This window comes from Rhodocaloribacter litoris (assembly GCF_011682235.2).
GTDB classification, from domain to species: domain Bacteria; phylum Bacteroidota; class Rhodothermia; order Rhodothermales; family ISCAR-4553; genus Rhodocaloribacter; species Rhodocaloribacter litoris.
In genome coordinates this window covers 571,587-587,493 of record NZ_CP076718.1, presented here as the reverse complement: position 1 = coordinate 587,493, position 15,907 = coordinate 571,587, and the positions used below count along the sequence as shown (strand labels likewise).

Here is a 15,907-nt window from a genome sequence, read left to right as displayed (position 1 = left end):
TGCCGTTGATACCGCGCTGCCGGGCCGTCTCGGGCAGGACGTTGGCCGGATGCCTTCAGGCCGCCTCACCCTCCGAGTGTACCGCATGCGCCTGCTCCTCCCCATCCTGTGTCTCGCGCTCGCGTGTGGACCGGCCACGCCCCCTGCCGGGGAAAGCGAAACCGGTGAGACGCGCACCGCTTTTGGTGCCGCCTCCGGCGTGACGCGTGCCGGCGGGCAGGGCGCGCAGCCCCGCGTGATTCCCTTGCAGGCGTTGTCGGGAGATGTGGAAATCCTCTTCGGTGACCCCGACACGCCCGGAGAGGCCTTTGTGATGCGGATTCGTGAACTTCCGGGCACGAAGATTCCGTTGCATACGCACCCGGTCGATGAGCACCTGACCGTGGTGCAGGGAACGTTCTATTTTGCCGTGGGAGAGACGTGGGAAAGCGAGGCGTTGAAGGAGATGCGCTCCGGCGCGTACGCCTTTGTCCCGAAGGGAACCACCATGTTCGGCTATGCCCCGGAGGGAGCCATCGTGCAGGTACACGGAGTGGGCCCTTTCCATATCCACTGGCGGGACGGGTTGAAGTTGCTGGATGATGCCGGGGGGTCCGGTCCATTCCGGTTTCGAAAGGGAGAGCGTGTGAGGACGCCGCGCGGAAGGGGGACGATTCGCCAGGGATATGCCTCGGGCACGCTCGTTCAATATGAGATCGAGGGGGAAGGCGGCAACCTGTTCATGGCCGACGAGGTGGAAGTGGCTCGCTGGTAAGACCGTGCCGCGGCGGCCGTGCCCATCCCCTGCCTCACGCCGGAAGGCGGTTTTTCCTCAAAGGGGACACATGGCTTCGTTCGACTGGAAGGTTTTTCCGGCCCTGGTGGCCCTGGCGGCCGGGTGTACCACACCGGTGCCTCAAGACAGGCCGGGATCGGCCGCCCCGGTCCATCAGGTGGATTCGATCGCCGTGCATGCGCTGGAGGCACACCGCCTTCCGGGCCTGGCGCTCACGGTCCTGCGCGGCGACGAGATCGTGCTGGCGGGCGGCTATGGATACGTGGACATGAGCCGGGCCGACAGGGTCCGCGAAACGACGGTCTTCCAGCTCGGCTCGATCAGTAAGCAGTTTCTGGCGGCGCTTGTGCTCGTGCTGGTCGATGAACGGCATCTTTCCCTCGACGACCCCGTCGTCCGTCATCTTCCCGATTTCCCGCAATTGCCGCCGGGTCTTCGTGTTCGGCATCTGTTGAACCACACTTCCGGCGTGCGCGAGTTGTTCACCGCGCCGGAAGCACAGGCGGGGTTCGATGATCTGACGCGAAGCCGCGCCGAACTCGTTGCGCTCGTACGCCGGCTTCCGGTGGATTGGCCGCCGGGGTCGAGGTGGTCGTACAGCAACACCAACTACACGATGCTTGCGCTGCTGGTCGAGCGCATCATGGGAGAGCCCTACGAGGACCTGCTGGTCGCACGATTCTTCCGGCCGCTGGGGTTGTCCTCTCTGCGCCAGTGCGCGTCGCGGCCGCACGGGCCGGCCGAGGCGGTGGGGCACGTGTTGCACGACGGGGTCATCGTCGCCGCCGCTCCCGAGAACATGAACTGGATCCGGGGCGATGGGGGGCTGTGCGGCCATGCCCTCGATGTGGCGCGATGGACGCGCCTGCTCGCTACGGGCCGGGTCCTGCCGCCTCACCTGTACGAGCAGATGGTCGCCCCGGCACTGCTCCCGGACGGCAGCCGGGCCGCCTACGGCCTGGGCCTGTCGCTGGTCGACTTCGAGTCGCTCCGGCGGGTGGGCCATAATGGTGCGATGCGCGGCTTTTCCGCCACGGCCGCCTATTATCCGGACAGCGCGCTGACGGTCGTCGTCCTCGTACATCGCGGCGACGTGCGGACCGAGTCGATCGAACGGCAGGTCGTGCGCCGGCTGCTCGGCCTGCCGCAGCCCGGCTTTCGTGAAGTGCCCCTGTCGATGCGGGAGCGGCAGCGCTACGTCGGCACGTACGACATCGGTGTCTTCGACGTTCACGTGGTGGAGCGTGCCGGCCGGCTCTGGCTCGAGATGCCCCCGCCGGGTCCCACGACGCCCCTCACGTACCTCGGCAACCACGCGTTCGCGGGCCGTGATCCGGACGCTCATCGCGTGACGTTCGATGACCGGGCGGGAGCGGCGGAGACCCTGCGCCTCTTGATGGGCGGGATGTACTGGTATGGCCGCCGCAAGGGATAGCCGGCGCCGGCCCTCAGGCCGGTAGCCCGTTACGGGGGCGCCGGGCGGCGACGAGGGCCCCGACGACACAGGAGGCAAAGAGGAGCCCTTCGATCGCGGCGAGGACCATCCGGGTGGTTGGTCCGAAGCGGACCTCCCCGAAGAAGTGCCCGATGGCGTCGAGTTGAAGCCGGGATTCCGCAAAGGAGCGGGCCAGGAGGTCGAGGCTGCCGCCGAGGAGGTGGCCGCCCGCCAGGACGATCAGCACCCCGCAGGCGGCGCCGGTGGCGGCCGCCGCCGCGACGGGTCGCCACCAGGGGGACGCCTCGAAGCCGCCGCCGAGGTGTGCGCCGAGCCCTACCGCGAGGCCGAGCGCCGCACCTTCCATCCCGCCCGTGATGCCGGCCGGTGTCCGTCCGAAGAGCAGGTTGAACGCGTCGACGCCCAGCAGCTTCACGCTGCCGCCTACGAGCATGCCGCCCAGCACGGCGCCCGCGATGCGCCAGGCGGCCCGCCCGCCCGCGGCATATTCGGCGGCCGCGATCCCGGCTCCCACGCCGAACCCTCCCATGGTGCCCAGAAAGCCGGAGAGGGTGATCAGCACGAGCAGGATGGAGGCGGTGCCGGGTTGCGGATCCGGGGGGGCGTGTGCGAGCCCGAAGCCGTAGAGCAGCCCGCCGAACAGGCCGGCTACGGCACCGCCCAGGGTGCCGGCGAGCGCCGTGGCCAGAGCCGTCGCCAGGGCGGCGGCTCCCCGGTCTGCAAGGCGGGTTGGGGAAGGGAAGGCTTCGCCCGCAGCAGGCGTCGCGGGCGTGCTCGCCGCGTCCGGAGAGCCTGCCGCTTCCCCGTCCGGGAGGGGCGCCGTGTCGTCGCGGGCCACGGTCGAGACGCCGGCGATGAACCGGTATCCGTGCCGGGGGACCGTCTGGATGAACCGGGGATTGGCCGCGTCGTCGCCGAGTACGCGCCGGATTGCCTTGATCCCCTGCGTGAGGGCGCTGTCGCTGACCACCACGTCGGCCCAGACTTCCTCGAAGAACCGCTCTTTTGCGACGAGGCGGCCGTGCTCCCGTACCAGCAGGGCGAGGGCATCGAAGTACCGGGCGTTGAGTTCCAGGCGCTTTTCCCCGAGGCGCAACTCCCGGTTGGTAACGTCGAGCGTGAAGTCGCCGAAGCGGTAGATCGGGGTCTCCTGCACGATGCTCACGGAATGCTCAGGGGTCGCTCATGCGGCTCACCGGCCCGGGCGGCATATTACGGGCAACCGGTCAGATCCGCAACGCGGGCCTGCACCGGCTCGAACGCGGCGTGTACACGCCGAGATGCAGGACACAATCCCCGGAGGAACCGACCATGACCTGGAAGGAGAACATCGAAGCACTGCGAGACGACCCGGCCGGTCTCGAACGTCTCTACCGGAGCGCACAGGCCGAAGGTGAGGAGGCCGCGTTCCGGGAAGCCCTCGGGCAATGTGTGGCCGGGCATCCGGGGAACCTGCTGCTCGAAGCCTGGGCCCACCGGCTCGGGCTGGCGGTCGAACGCGAGCCGGAATCGCGGCCCGACCGGCACTGGCCCATGATCATCGGGACGAGCGTGCTACTCGGGGTGGTGAGCGCCCTGCTGGCGGGAGGCCGGCCGCCGGTTCCCGACCCGAACGAAGCGAGCACGCTGTTCTGGGTGGGGTGGGGACCGCTCGTGGCCCTCGGCCTGCTCGCCTACCTGGCCTGGAGCGAACGCCCGCGGCGCGTGATGCGGTATGTCGTCGCCGCCGCCGCCATCGTCCTGGTGGCCCTCTTTGTGGGCCTCACCATCGGCGACCGGACCGACGACGTGGCCGTGCTGGGGGCGCTGCACCTGCCGTTCGTGGCCTGGGCGCTCGTCGGGGGAGCGCTCTGCCTCGGCTATCCGAACCCCGCACGACAGGCCTATGCCTACCTGGTCAAGTCCGTCGAGGTCGTGCTGACGGGGGGGATCTTTTTCGGCGCCGGCATGGCCTTCGTCGGGCTTACCTATGGCATCTTTCTGGTGCTGGGGGTCGAACTGCCCGAAGAGGACCTGCAGGTGGTTGCCGCCTGGGCTGCCGGTGCCCTGCCCTTGCTGGCGCTCGGCAGCGTGTACGACGCCTCGGTGCCGCCCGCGGCGCAGGATGAGCGTGCCGGGCTGACGCGAACGCTCCGCATCCTCGCCCGGCTGCTGCTGCCGCTGGCCCTCGGGGTGCTGCTCGTCTACCTCCTGTGGTTCCTTCCGGTCTACTTCCGGAAGCCTTTCGAGGAGCGGGAGGTGCTCATCGTCTACAACGTGACCATCCTGGCCATCATGGTGCTGCTGACGGTTGTCGTCTCCGGGCCGGTCGAGGCCAGGACCGGGCGCGGGAAGGCACTTTTCCGGTATGCCGTGCTGGGCCTGGGGGGACTCACGCTGATCCTGAACGTGTATGCCCTGGCTGCCGTCGCCAGCCGGCTGTTTGCCCTGGGCCTGACCCCGAACCGGCTGGCGGTGGTCGGATGGAACGTTACGACGCTGCTGATCCTGGCCTCGGTGGGGGTACGGCTCTGGAAGGCGCGCCGGCAACCCTGGATCCCGGTCTTGCGAGCGTCCACAGGCCTGTTTGCCCCGCTGGCCGCGCTCTGGGCGCTCTTGCTGCTGCTCGTCCTGCCGCTGCTGCCGGTCCTCACGGGAGGCGGATGATCGGGCGAATAGGATGCTAACGCGTCCAATATGCCCTTGCGAACCGTGTTGGTTTCTGGAGGAAAGGAGGATGAGGCACAAAGCGTATAGCACCGCCGCCGGTATGGCCCTCGTCGCCGCGGTCCTGCTCGTCTGGCTGAGCCTGGGGGGCGGCATCATCGGGGCGGGTGGCGATCCCGCCAACCGGATATACTTCGGAGTGCTGGCCGTCGGGCTTTTCGGTGCCGTGCTCGCGCGTTTCCGGCCCCATGGGATCGGCCCTGCTTTTCCGGCGGGCGGCTCATGCACGTCCGCACGCGTCCGGGGCGGAGGACTGAGCGGGAGGAGGCCCGGCGTCGGCGGCGCATCGGGCGTTTCCGGACGATCCTTGCCTCTTCTTTTGGTGAAGGTTACCTTGTGGGAGCAGGGGGCATTCCTCGTGGAGGGACCCCCGTTTCGTGCGCCAGGTGGCCGGTGTGTGCCGTCGTGGGATTCCGGATGTCTCGCCGGATGAACCGCATGGCAGTCCCGGCGCTTGCCGTCCTTCGATGTTCTCCGCCACGTTGTCCCTCGCGGGTGAGCGGCTATCGTCTGGCCGCCCTGCAGCGGTGTCCGAACCACCATACCCGTCAGTGCAGGATGACGGAAAAAAACAAGGTCCAGGGTTGACCATCGTGGCGGTGTGTGGTGTGCCGGGATGTACCGGGGGCCGGGGTATGGCAGCCGCTCCCCAGGATGCCGGTGCCATGAAATGCGGGAAGGCGGCGGGCTGGAACCCCACACGGTGAAGGTCCATAGGGTCGCATGACGCGGCCACCATACCGGCTTCGCGGCGGAGGGAGCGTGTGGTTTCGGAGGAGGCCGGGGCAGGGGGCGCCGGCCCGGGGCGTTGTGAAAGGGGGAGCGCGTTACGCCCTGCGCTGGTGGGGCCCTGGATCGCAACGGAGGCCTTCATGGAACCACTACGCGATGCGCAAACCGGTGCGTTCCGGAAAAGTTTTCGGGGAGAGGTTCTTCTTCCCGGCGACCGGGACTATGACAGGGTACGCCGGATCTGGAACGGTATGTTCGACCGGCGGCCGGCGATCATCGCCCGCTGTGCCGGCACGGCAGACGTCATCAACGCCGTGCACTTCGCCCGCGATAACGGCCTGCTTGTCGCCGTCAGGGGAGGCGGGCACAACTCGGCGGGGAACGCGGTCTGTGACGGGGGCATCATGATCGACCTGTCGCTCATGCGGCGCGTCAACGTGGACCCGGAGAACAGGACCGCCCGGGTCGACGGGGGCGCCCTGCTGGGCGATATGGACCGTGAAACCCAGCTCTACGGGCTCGCCGTGTCGGGCGGGGGGATCGTGTCCCACACGGGGGTGGGAGGGCTGACGCTGGGCGGCGGGTTCGGCTGGATCAGCCGCAAACACGGGCTGGCCGTCGACAACCTCCTCGCAGCCGAGGTGGTGACGGCCGACGGCCGGCTGCTGACTGCCAGCGCCGGGGAGAACCCCGACCTGTTCTGGGGGATCCGGGGAGGAGGGGGCAACTTTGGCGTCGTCACGTCCTTCCGGTTCAGGTGTGTGGAGGTCGGCCCGCACGTCTATTCGGGCCTGATCGTCAAGCGGTTCGAAGACGCGAAGCGATACATGCAGTTTCACCGCGACTACGTGCGCGGCCTGCCCGACGCGATGACGGCCTGGATCGTGGTGCGGCACGCGCCGCCGCTGCCGTTCCTGCCGCCGGAGGTGCACGGGCAACGGGTAGTCGTCGTGCCGTTCGTCTGGCTGGGCGACGAAGCGGAAGGAGCCCGCCTGATCCGGCCCATCCGCGAGGCGACGCCCTCACTCGGCGAGGCCGTCGGTATGAACCCCTGGGTGGCCTGGCAGGCGGGCTTCGACGGGCTGGTCGAGCACGGGGCGCGTAACTACTGGAAGTCGCATCACCTGACGGCGCTCTCGGATGCATGCATCGACCGGATACTCGAGTTCGCCGAAACCATGCCCACGAAGGAGATCGAGGTGTTCATCCCGCACATGGAAGGCGCCCCCGGCCGGGTACCGGAGACCGCCACGGCCTATGCCCATCGCAAGACGCCCTTTGTGCTCAACATCCACACGCGCTGGCGCGACGCCGCGGACGACGCACGGTGCCTCGCCTGGGCACGGGCGTTTCACCAGGCAACGGAGCCCTTTGCCCGGGGGGTCTATGTGAACTTTCTGAGCGACGAGGGCGAAGACCGCGTGCGGGCGGCCTACATCCCGGAGGTCTGGGACCGCCTGGTCGAGGTCAAGAAGGAGTACGATCCGGAGAACCTCTTCCGCATGAACCAGAACATCCGGCCGTCCTGAGCCGGTGCGCCCGGCAATGATTCAACCCCGCAGCATCCCATGAAGAGATCGATCTCGAAAGAAGACCTGAGCCAGGAGGTGTTCGACCTCTACGACCTGTATGCGCACGACCAGATCGACCGGCGGACGTTCGTGAGCCGGCTGTCGCAGTACGCAGCCGGCGGGGTGACGGTCGCCGCCCTGCTCGACTACCTCATGCCGAAGTACGCCACCGCCCGGCAGGTGCAGCCGGGCGACCCGCGCCTCGACGAGGAATACGTGACGTATGCCTCTCCCCGTGGCGGGGGGACGATCCGGGGCCTGCTGGCCTGGCCCGCCGGTGCCGCCGGACCATGGCCCGGCGTGGTGGTGGTCCACGAGAACCGGGGCCTCAACCCGCACATCGAGGACGTCTGCCGGCGGGCGGCCCTGGCCGGCTTCGTGGCCCTGGCACCGGATGCGCTGACGCCGCTCGGCGGCTACCCCGGCAACGACGACGAGGGGCGGGCCCTGCAACGCCAGCGGGATCGGGACGAGATGCTGGAGGATTTCATCGCGGGGTTCGACTACCTGAAACGGCATCCCCGGTGTACCGGCCGGGCCGGCGTCGTGGGGTTCTGCTTCGGGGGGTGGGTGGCCAACATGATGGCGGTGCGGGTGCCGGAACTGGGGGCGGCGGTGCCGTTCTACGGGGGACAACCGGCTGCGGAAGACGTACCCACCATCCAGGCCCCGCTGATGCTCCACTTCGCCGGGCTGGATGCACGGGTCAACGCCGGCTGGCCCGCCTACGAAGCCGCCCTGATGGAACACCAGAAGGCGTATTCCACCCACTTCTACCCCCACGTGAACCACGGCTTCCACAACGACACCACCCCGCGCTACGACGAGGCGGCCGCCCGGAAAGCCTGGCAACGCACTGTGGACTTTCTCCGCGAAAACCTGGCATGACCCCGGCATCCCCGGCCAAACCAGGGGGCCGGGAGATCGCGGTGCCGGGACGTTTTTTTCGAACCAGACCGGGAGTTCATCATGATTGGTGATCGACTTGCGCGTTATCAGGATGCAGGTCTGCTCTTTTTCAGGCTGGGGTTCGGCCTGGGCTTTCTCTTCTTTCACGGATGGGGGAAGCTCTCCGGCGGGCCGGAGACCTGGGCCGGTGTGGGCAGTGCCATGGAGATGTTCGGAATCACCTTCGGCCACACCTTCTTCGGGTTCATGGCGGCCGTTTCAGAGTCGATCGGGGGCGTCCTGATTGCCCTCGGACTGTTCTATCGCCCCGTGTGTGCGCTGCTGGCCTTCACCATGTTTGTGGCGACGGTGCGGCACTTCGTGACGGGGCAGGGAACGCCGGCGCATGCCCTCAAGAACTTTTTCGTGCTCGTGGGCTTGATGCCGCTGGGACCCGGGCGGTACAGCCTGGATGCCTGGTTGTCGTCGCGCCGTGCCTCCCTGCGGGAGCGCGCGGCGGCCGGCCCGGAGACGGTGGGCTCGTAGCGGGCCGCTCCCGTATCATCCGGCGGTGAAGTGGTGGCGGAGGACGGCCACCAGCGCGTCCAGGGCGAGCGGTGCCGGGGAGGAGGTTTCCGGCAGCACGGCCAGGGTGGCCCGGGGCAGGGCGGCGTGGAGACGCCATGCGGTGTCCAGCTCCGCTGGCCGGTTTCCGGAGATGACGAGCGTGGGGACGTCGGGGCGGGTGGTCCCGGCCCCGGGCCATACGGGCGCGGCGGACAGGCACAGGGCCAGGCGGCGGATGCGGTCGGGCCGGTGGCGGGCCATCTCTTGCGCGACCGTGCAGCCGTTCGCATAACCGAGCAGGTACGCGGTCTCGTGCCCGAACCGGTCGAGCACGGCCGGGAAGGTTTCCGTATCGAGGGCCTCTTCCGGGATCAGCACGTGGAAGTGCGGCTCCAGCCGGCGGACGAGCGGGTCGAGCCCGGACGCGTCCCGCGTCCTGACGGTCGGGGGGCCGTCCTCACCGGAAAAGAGCACCAGCGGCGGGGCCGCGGGCGAGCCGGCCGTGTGGACGGTGACGAGCTTCGTTCCGGTGCGCACCTCGACGGCAGGAAAGGGTGCCGGAGTGCTCTGGCAGAACTCTACCAGCACCCCGTGGGTCTGTTTCGGGTGGAGAAAGAAGATGCGCTTGCCGTCGGCGCCGGGGCGGGGGGTGTCGCTCAGCGGCTGAAAGCCGAGGGCGCGCAGGCGGTCCATCGTGGCGTCGAGGTCTTCCACCTCGAAGGCAAGGTGATGGAGGCCCTCCCCGCGTTTTTCGAGAAACTTCGAGAGGGGGGAATCCGGCCCCACGGCTTCCAGCAGTTCGAGCTTGGCCGTCTCCGCCGAGACGAAGTGGGTTCGCACGCCCTCCCGCTCGACCGTTTCGACCTTGTAGGGAGACGTCTCGAGAAGCCGTTCCAGCAGGGCGGCCACAGCCGCCGGATCCCGGACGGCTATGCCGATGTGTTCGAGGCGGGGCATCGTGGGGGCAGTGCGGGGTGACTCAAAAAAGCAAGCCGTCAAGTCTTTTCGACTCAACGGCTTGGTGTGCGACGGCTGGTGCCCAGGAGAGAAGTACGAGGGCGATTTTGATAGACTCCCGCTGATGCTGAAAATGCGCGTTTCTGCTCCATTTTGGGCGATTCTGTGATTCCATGATACCGAGAGAGTTTGAGAAAGGAACTAAAATGTTGTCGAAATGTTGTCGAAACCGACAACACCTGAACACCGGCTCACGTTCCTTTCATGCCTACCGCGAAGCCCGTCATCAAGCCGGGCGACGTGGACGCGCGCGGGCAGACGCCCGTATACCTGCGCCTGACGCACCGGCGCAAGACGCGCTACGTCGCCGCCGGCATCCGCATCCCGCCCCGCCATTGGAACGCCCGCGCGGGACGTGTCCGCAAGGGGCACCCCAACGCCGACGCGATCAACGCCCACATCGAGGCCCGCCTGCTGGAGGCCGAACGCCTGTCGCTCGACCTGGCCGCCCGTGGCCCGTTCACCGTGGACGACTGGCGCGCCCGCCTGGAGGGCCAGGACGAGGCCGACTTCTTCGCCTTCGCCGATGAGGTCATCTCCGACCTGAAGCGACGCGGCCAGATCTACACGCACAAGCGGTACAAGTCCTGCGTGAAGAAGTTTCGGGCCTTCACGGGCGAGCCGCTGCCCTTCGAGGCCGTCACGCCCGAACTGCTGCGCCGCTACGAGACGCACCTGCTCACGCACTACGGCAACAGCCCGAACACCGCGCGCGTCAACCTCAACGCGATCCGGGCGATCTATTACCGGGCCATCCGGGAGGGGAAGGCCGACCAGGCCACGAACCCGTTCTTCGCCTTCCAGCCCGTCAAGGAGCGCCCCACACGCCGGGCGAAGCTCACGTACGAGGAGGTCCGCCGCATCGAGGACCTGCCGCTGAAAGAGGGCTCGTTGCTCTGGCACGTCCGCAACTACTGGCTCTTCTCCTTCTACTGTGCGGGCATCCGCTTCGGCGACCTGGCCAAGCTCACGGGTGAGGCGCTGCGGGAGGAAGGCCGCGGCATCCGCCTGACGTACCGGATGAGCAAGACCGGCAGCACGAAGAGCATCAAGCTGCTGCCACCGGCCCGTGCGATCCTGACCCGCTACTGGCCCGAGCGGCTGCCCGGCCCGGAGGAGTACGTCTTCCCGCTCCTGGCCGGGCGTGACGTGAACACGCCGGAGAAGCTGGTGACGGCGATCTCGGCGCGGAACGCGCTGGTGAACAAGTACCTGAAGCAGCTGGCCCGGCGGGCCGGCATCGACAAGCACCTGAGCTTCCACGTCTCCCGGCACAGCTTCGCCGACATGGCCCGCACGAAGGGCATGGACCTGTACAGCATCTCGAAAGCGCTGGGCCACGCAAACGTGCAGGTGACGGAGCGCTACCTGAAGGGCTTCGACGCGGGGGCTCTGGATGAGGCGATGGAGGCGCTGTTCGATGACCACGCGTGAGCTCATCGCGCGGCGCTTCGGCCTGCCGCCCGAGCGGCTGCCGGAGGGGGCCACGATGGTTAACGTGCCGGGGTGGAGTGGCCCGCTGCTTGTGATGCTGGAGCCGCCGGGGTTCGCGCTGCCGCCCTTCGAGCCGCCGGTGCTTTACGTGCAGCGGACCGCGGCGGGGCCGGCCATCGCCTACCGTGCTCCCGACGTCTGGGACGCTGCGCCCTGGCTGGAGCGTGAACGGCAGCACCGGGCGGCCCTGCTGCGGGACCTGGCCGGGACAGAGGACACGCGGGCGCTTACCGTGCTGAAAGGGGTGCAGGAGACGGCCCGAGCCGAGCGTGATGCATACCTGGACGCTGCCCGGGCGACGGAGGATGAGGCCCGGCGCATCTTCGCAGGGTGGTACGTGTGCGTTGCCATCCGTGCGGGCCTGACGCCGGCCGTGCCGCCGCCCGACTACTTCGTGGAGCGGGCCGAGCTTGCACACCGACTGCGCCGGACATCCGGGGCGGTGACGGGTGGCGATGCCGTATCCCGCCGCCGCCGCACCTTACGCCGCCTGCTCGATGCCCTGCGTCGTGTGCATCCGCCCGAGGTGGTCCTGGCCGGTGAGGTGATGATCGCGTGGCGCGCGATGCTGAAGGTGCGTCCGCCGGTGGAGCACTTCGAGGAGGCGCTTCGTGCGTTGCAAGCAGCCTTCCCGCCGGCGCACCCGCCGGGGGAGACGCCCGACCCGCTGCCCTATCTTCGCCACCTGGCCGAGCGGGTGGGGCGTGAGCGGGAGGCGGCCCTGCACGCCGAGACGCGGGCCGTGGCCGCCGAGGCCGTGGCTGCCTGCGTCGTGCTGCACGGTACGCTACCGGAAGCGCCCGCGCCCGGTGACGAACAGGTGTGGCGGGAGCGGCCACGCGGGAATGCGAAGCTGACCGGGCCGCAGAAGGAGATCGTCCGCCGGTGGTTTGAGGAGGAGATCGAGCGGGCGCTGAGCGAAGGGATGAGCGCACCGAAGGATGCCGCTGACGCCGCCGTGGCCGAGCGCCTGGCCCGGAAGGGCATCGAGGTGAGCCCGCGCACCGTCCGCCGCTGGAGGACATCAGGGTGAGCTTGTTGAGAAATGTTGAGATTTCGGCCGCCGTCAAGGACCGCGCACCGTCCGCCGCTGGAGGACATCGAGGTGAGCCCGCACTTCATCAAATCTTAACCTTTTTGGCCAAACTGGCCAGTGATTGGCCAATGCATTGGCCAGTAGAGGCCCTTCTGCATGGCGATCATGGCGCCGTATCGATCACCAGAGCGCTGTCGCTATGCAGATCATCGCACTCGACCCGGCCGTCCTGGACGACCTGAGGGCGGCCATCCGGCAGGACCTGGAGGAGGTCCTGCGCCCCGACGCCCGCACCGCCGAGGCCCGCAATCCGGAGCCGCTGGCCTACATCTCGAACGCCGAGGCCATTCGCCTGCTCGGCGTCTCCCGCGCCACGCTCCAGAGGTGGCGGGACTCCGGCGAGCTACCGTACGCGAAGGTGGGCACGATGATTTTCTATCGCCGGGAGGACCTGGAGACGTTCATCGGCCGGCACCTGGTCGGCGGGAGGGCCGAGCGATGACCGCCAGCATCCACCCGGCTGCGCCGCCCGCCCTGCCGCCGGAGCGCCGCCGGTTTGAGCCGCTGACGGCCGAGGACCTGGCCCGCGCCCGCGCCTACGTGGCCCGCATCCTCGCCCGTGAGATCAAGCGCCGCCGGCTGACGGCGGGGAGGGCCGCCCGATGAGGCTCGAGGACCTGCTGCGCCGTCTCCACGGCGTCCGCCCGTCCGGGAGCGGCTACGCGGCCCGCTGCCCGGCGCACGAGGACCGAGAGCCGTCGCTGTCCGTCTCGGAGGGCGAGGACGGCCGCGTGCTCATCCATTGTCACGCCGGCTGCTCCACCGAGGCCGTCGTCCAGGCCCTGGGGCTGCGTCTGGCCGACCTGATGCCGGAGGATCGGACGCATGACGCGTCCATTGGTGACGGCCGCCGTGGCCGGGAGCCCGCACCGCCGCCCATCGAGGTGGCCCGCTACACCTACCGTGACGAGGGGGGCCGGCCGCTCTACCAGGTGCGCCGCTACCAGCCCAAGACCTTCCGCCAGTACCGCCGCGAGGGCGACGGCTGGAGGGCGGGCCTGGGAGGCGTGCGCCGCGTGCTCTATCGCCTGCCCGAGGTCCTCGAGGCCGCCCGCGCCGGGCGCGTCGTCATCATCGTCGAGGGCGAGAAGGACGTTGACCGCCTGGCCGACCTGGGCTTCGTGGCCACCACCTGCGCGATGGGCGCGGGCAAGTGGCGGGATGGCGGGTACAGCGAGGCCCTGCGTGGGGCGCACGTCGTCATCCTGCCCGACAACGACGGGCCCGGCCGCCGGCACGCCGCCGAGGTGGCCCGCTCCGTCTACGACGTGGCCCGGAGTGTCCGCATCGTCGATTTGCCCGACCTGCCCGAGAAGGGCGACGTGAGCGATTGGCTCGATGCCGGAGGCACGGCCGAGGACCTGCGCCGCATCATCAAGGAGACGCCGGCGCTGGAGGCACCGCCGGAGCCGCCGCCGGAGCCGCCTGAGCGCCGTCAGGAGGTCACCGGCCGCTCCAGAAAGGTCGGCGACGACCGGGAGCGGGAGCGGCAGGAGATCGCCGAGGAGGCCCGCCGCCTGGTGCTGGAGGCCTGGACGCCGATGGAGGTATTTCGCCATCACGGCCGGGCCGGCGAGGTGAGGGAGGAGCGCGACGGCCAGACGCGCCTGCCGGATAACGGCGGCCTACTCATCAAGGGGGGCGAGTGGTACTGTCACGCCGAGGAGGTGGGCGGCGGGGCGATCGAGGCCTGGGCCTGGTGCACCAAGCGGACGCTACCGCTGGGGGGCAGGGCCTACTGGGACGTCCTGCGGGAGATGGCGGACGCGAAAAATATCGAGCTTCCCGACGCCTGGAAGGACGAGGAGCACCGTGGCCGCCGCCGGACGCGTGACGCGTCCAGGGAGCGCCCGCGTGAGAGCGCACCCACCCGGCTGTGCCGGCTGGCGAAGGCGCGTTTCCGTTTCATCCGCGACGTGGATGGCACACCGTACCTGGTGGGTGACGACCACGTCGCTCTGCCGCTCCGTGGCGCCGGCCGTAGTGCCCTGGCCCGCGCTTTCTACGAGGCCGAGGGCCAGGGGCTGACGGCATCGACGCTGTCGGAGGCCATGCCCACGCTGGAGGCCATGGCCGCGTTTGAGGGAGAGCAGGAGCAGGTGCACGTCCGGGTGGCCCGTCTCGATGACCGCGTGTATATCGACCTGGGGAGCGCCGGCGTGGCCGTCGTGGAGCCCGGCCGCTGGCACGTGATGACGGCGCCGCTGTCATCCCATAAAGCGCAAACCACCAACGGGTGGCCGGTGTTTACGAGGCCGCCGGGCTTCCTCGATCTGCCCGCACCCGTGCGTGGCGGTCGTCTCGACGAGCTAGGCGCGTTCGTGCGGGCCGAGGGCGACGGGCTCCCGCTCACCGCCGCGTGGCTCATCGGAGCGCTGGGATCGCCGGCGGGATACCCGCTGCTGGTGCTGAGCGGCCCGCAGGGGAGCGGCAAGTCGACGACGGCCCGTCTGCTGCGTGCCCTGCTCGACCCGCAGACCGGAGGGCTGACCGCGCCGCCGCGGGAGGTGCGCGACCTGGTGGTCACCGCCGCAAATGCCCACATCGTGGCGCTGGACAACCTGTCCACCGTGCCCGGCTGGCTCTCCGATGCCCTGTGCCGGCTGGCCACCGGTGGAGGCCTTCGCACCCGTGCGCTGTACACAGACCGGCAGGAAGCGATCTTCGAGGCCCGCCGCCCGATCATCCTCAACGGCATCCCGGACCTGGTGCGATACGCCGACCTGGCCGACCGCTCGATCCCGGTGCGGCTGTCGATGATACCGGACAGCGAGCGGGAGATGGAGGCGGACCTGTGGCGCCGGTTCGAGGAGGCGAGGCCGCGCCTGCTGGGTGCGCTGCTCGACGCCGTGGCGCTGGGGCTGGCCCGCATCGACCAGGTGCGACCGGAGCGGCTGCCGAGGATGGCCGACTTCGCCGCGTTCGTGCTGGCCGCCGAGGAGGCCCTGCCCGGCCCGGCCGGGCGCTTCCTGGAGGCCTACGCAGGAGCACAGGAGGACCTGGGTGCGACGCTGCTCGATGACCCGCTCGCACAAGCCCTGCTCGACTTCGTGGACGAGCGCGGCACCTGGGAGGGTACGGCCACCGATCTGCACGCCGCGCTGCTCCAGCACGCCGGCCACGAGCGGGTGCCGCACGGGTGGCCCAAGACGCCGGCGGCCCTGGGCTCGATGCTCTCCCGGCTGGAGCCGCCGTTGCTGGCCGCCGGCGTGGAGATCATGCGGGGGAGATCAAAGCGGGCCCGCACGTGGTGTCTCACCAAAAAGTCCCGAAAAATGCTGTCACCGCTGTCACCGCCGTCACCAAACGGCCAAAACGGGGGCAAAAACCGCGATTCAGGGGTGACAGCAACTGCCGTCACCCTGCCGTCACCGGTGTCATCGTCGCCGTCACCCGGTAACAGCGGTGACAGCAAGGGTGACGGCGGTGACAGCAAGGGTGACACCGCCGCTGTCACCCAAAAAACGGCCAAAACGCCATCAAAAACCGCGATTGGTGACGGCGGTGACAGCGGTGACAGCAAAAATCGGGATTTTTTGGGAGACGATGAGGACGGCTTCGAGCTGCGGCCGATCCGCGAGTCTAACCCGCCCTTCTAGGAGAGT

Annotated in this window: 13 protein-coding genes; 11 read left to right on the top strand and 2 right to left on the bottom strand. The window is 69.1% G+C overall.

Going from position 1 to position 15,907, the window contains the following annotated elements; all coding sequences use genetic code 11:
• Positions 1-85: 85 nt before the first annotated feature.
• Together GQ464_RS02425 and GQ464_RS02420 are read left to right on the top strand one after the other, a co-directional pair.
• Positions 86-754: a cupin domain-containing protein gene (locus GQ464_RS02425; RefSeq protein ID WP_166979857.1), complete on the top strand. Its 669-nt coding sequence runs from the start codon at positions 86-88 to the stop codon at positions 752-754.
• Between the two features lie 70 nt (positions 755-824).
• A complete protein-coding gene (locus GQ464_RS02420; RefSeq protein ID WP_166979859.1) occupies positions 825-2,210 on the top strand; it encodes a serine hydrolase domain-containing protein in 1,386 nt (461 codons plus the stop codon).
• Between the two features lie 13 nt (positions 2,211-2,223).
• Here GQ464_RS02420 and GQ464_RS02415 read toward each other — a convergent pair whose 3' ends face one another.
• A complete protein-coding gene (locus GQ464_RS02415; protein ID WP_166979861.1) occupies positions 2,224-3,396 on the bottom strand; it encodes a winged helix-turn-helix domain-containing protein in 1,173 nt (390 codons plus the stop codon).
• Between the two features lie 146 nt (positions 3,397-3,542).
• On the opposite strand from GQ464_RS02415, the gene GQ464_RS02410 reads away from it, so the two are divergent.
• The 4 genes from GQ464_RS02410 to GQ464_RS02395 all read left to right on the top strand — a co-directional run bounded on the left by GQ464_RS02410 (position 3,543) and on the right by GQ464_RS02395 (position 8,674).
• Positions 3,543-4,877: a hypothetical protein gene (locus tag GQ464_RS02410; protein WP_166979863.1), complete on the top strand. Its 1,335-nt coding sequence runs from the start codon at positions 3,543-3,545 to the stop codon at positions 4,875-4,877.
• 932 nt (positions 4,878-5,809) lie between these two features.
• On the top strand, positions 5,810-7,198 hold the full coding sequence (locus tag GQ464_RS02405) for an FAD-binding oxidoreductase (RefSeq protein ID WP_166979865.1): 1,389 nt from the start codon (positions 5,810-5,812) through the stop codon (positions 7,196-7,198).
• A 39-nt stretch (positions 7,199-7,237) separates the two neighbouring features.
• Positions 7,238-8,128, top strand: coding sequence for a dienelactone hydrolase family protein (locus tag GQ464_RS02400; RefSeq protein WP_166979867.1), 891 nt, complete (start codon positions 7,238-7,240; stop codon positions 8,126-8,128).
• Positions 8,129-8,209: 81 nt separating this feature from the next.
• Positions 8,210-8,674, top strand: a complete 465-nt coding sequence (locus GQ464_RS02395) for a DoxX family protein (RefSeq protein WP_166979869.1) — start codon at positions 8,210-8,212, stop codon at positions 8,672-8,674.
• A 15-nt stretch (positions 8,675-8,689) separates the two neighbouring features.
• On the opposite strand, the gene mce is transcribed toward GQ464_RS02395, so the two are convergent.
• Positions 8,690-9,652, bottom strand: a complete 963-nt coding sequence (gene mce / locus GQ464_RS18985; protein WP_166979871.1) for a methylmalonyl-CoA epimerase — start codon at positions 9,650-9,652, stop codon at positions 8,690-8,692.
• A 264-nt stretch (positions 9,653-9,916) separates the two neighbouring features.
• On the opposite strand from mce, the gene GQ464_RS02385 reads away from it, so the two are divergent.
• The 5 genes from GQ464_RS02385 (at position 9,917) to GQ464_RS02365 (ending at position 15,901) form a co-directional block, all read left to right on the top strand.
• Entirely contained in the window at positions 9,917-11,146 is a 1,230-nt protein-coding gene (locus tag GQ464_RS02385) for a site-specific integrase (RefSeq protein WP_166979873.1), read from the top strand.
• Positions 11,133-12,239 (top strand): hypothetical protein, encoded by a 1,107-nt coding sequence (locus GQ464_RS02380; RefSeq protein WP_166979875.1) that lies wholly within the window; start codon positions 11,133-11,135, stop codon positions 12,237-12,239. Before GQ464_RS02385 ends, GQ464_RS02380 begins: the two co-directional genes overlap by 14 nt.
• Before the next feature lie 202 nt (positions 12,240-12,441).
• The gene (locus GQ464_RS02375; protein WP_166979877.1) at positions 12,442-12,744 is read left to right on the top strand and encodes a helix-turn-helix domain-containing protein; all 303 of its coding nucleotides are present in this window, start codon (positions 12,442-12,444) and stop codon (positions 12,742-12,744) included.
• Positions 12,741-12,908, top strand: coding sequence for a hypothetical protein (locus GQ464_RS02370; RefSeq protein WP_166979879.1), 168 nt, complete (start codon positions 12,741-12,743; stop codon positions 12,906-12,908). Before GQ464_RS02375 ends, GQ464_RS02370 begins: the two co-directional genes overlap by 4 nt.
• Positions 12,905-15,901: a hypothetical protein gene (locus GQ464_RS02365; protein ID WP_166979881.1), complete on the top strand. Its 2,997-nt coding sequence runs from the start codon at positions 12,905-12,907 to the stop codon at positions 15,899-15,901. Before GQ464_RS02370 ends, GQ464_RS02365 begins: the two co-directional genes overlap by 4 nt.
• Positions 15,902-15,907 lie beyond the last annotated feature (6 nt).

Excerpts from the sequence above, each read along its gene's own strand:
- GQ464_RS02425 (WP_166979857.1), top strand. The coding sequence starts at position 86 with ATGCGCCTGCTCCTCCCCATCCTGTGTCTCGCGCTCGCGTGTGGACCG.
- GQ464_RS02420 (WP_166979859.1), top strand. The coding sequence starts at position 825 with ATGGCTTCGTTCGACTGGAAGGTTTTTCCGGCCCTGGTGGCCCTGGCG.
- GQ464_RS02410 (WP_166979863.1), top strand. The coding sequence starts at position 3,543 with ATGACCTGGAAGGAGAACATCGAAGCACTGCGAGACGACCCGGCCGGT.
- GQ464_RS02405 (WP_166979865.1), top strand. The coding sequence starts at position 5,810 with ATGGAACCACTACGCGATGCGCAAACCGGTGCGTTCCGGAAAAGTTTT.
- GQ464_RS02400 (WP_166979867.1), top strand. The coding sequence starts at position 7,238 with ATGAAGAGATCGATCTCGAAAGAAGACCTGAGCCAGGAGGTGTTCGAC.
- GQ464_RS02395 (WP_166979869.1), top strand. The coding sequence starts at position 8,210 with ATGATTGGTGATCGACTTGCGCGTTATCAGGATGCAGGTCTGCTCTTT.
- mce (WP_166979871.1), bottom strand. The coding sequence starts at position 9,652 with ATGCCCCGCCTCGAACACATCGGCATAGCCGTCCGGGATCCGGCGGCT.
- GQ464_RS02385 (WP_166979873.1), top strand. The coding sequence starts at position 9,917 with ATGCCTACCGCGAAGCCCGTCATCAAGCCGGGCGACGTGGACGCGCGC.
- GQ464_RS02380 (WP_166979875.1), top strand. The coding sequence starts at position 11,133 with ATGACCACGCGTGAGCTCATCGCGCGGCGCTTCGGCCTGCCGCCCGAG.
- GQ464_RS02375 (WP_166979877.1), top strand. The coding sequence starts at position 12,442 with ATGCAGATCATCGCACTCGACCCGGCCGTCCTGGACGACCTGAGGGCG.
- GQ464_RS02370 (WP_166979879.1), top strand. The coding sequence starts at position 12,741 with ATGACCGCCAGCATCCACCCGGCTGCGCCGCCCGCCCTGCCGCCGGAG.
- GQ464_RS02365 (WP_166979881.1), top strand. The coding sequence starts at position 12,905 with ATGAGGCTCGAGGACCTGCTGCGCCGTCTCCACGGCGTCCGCCCGTCC.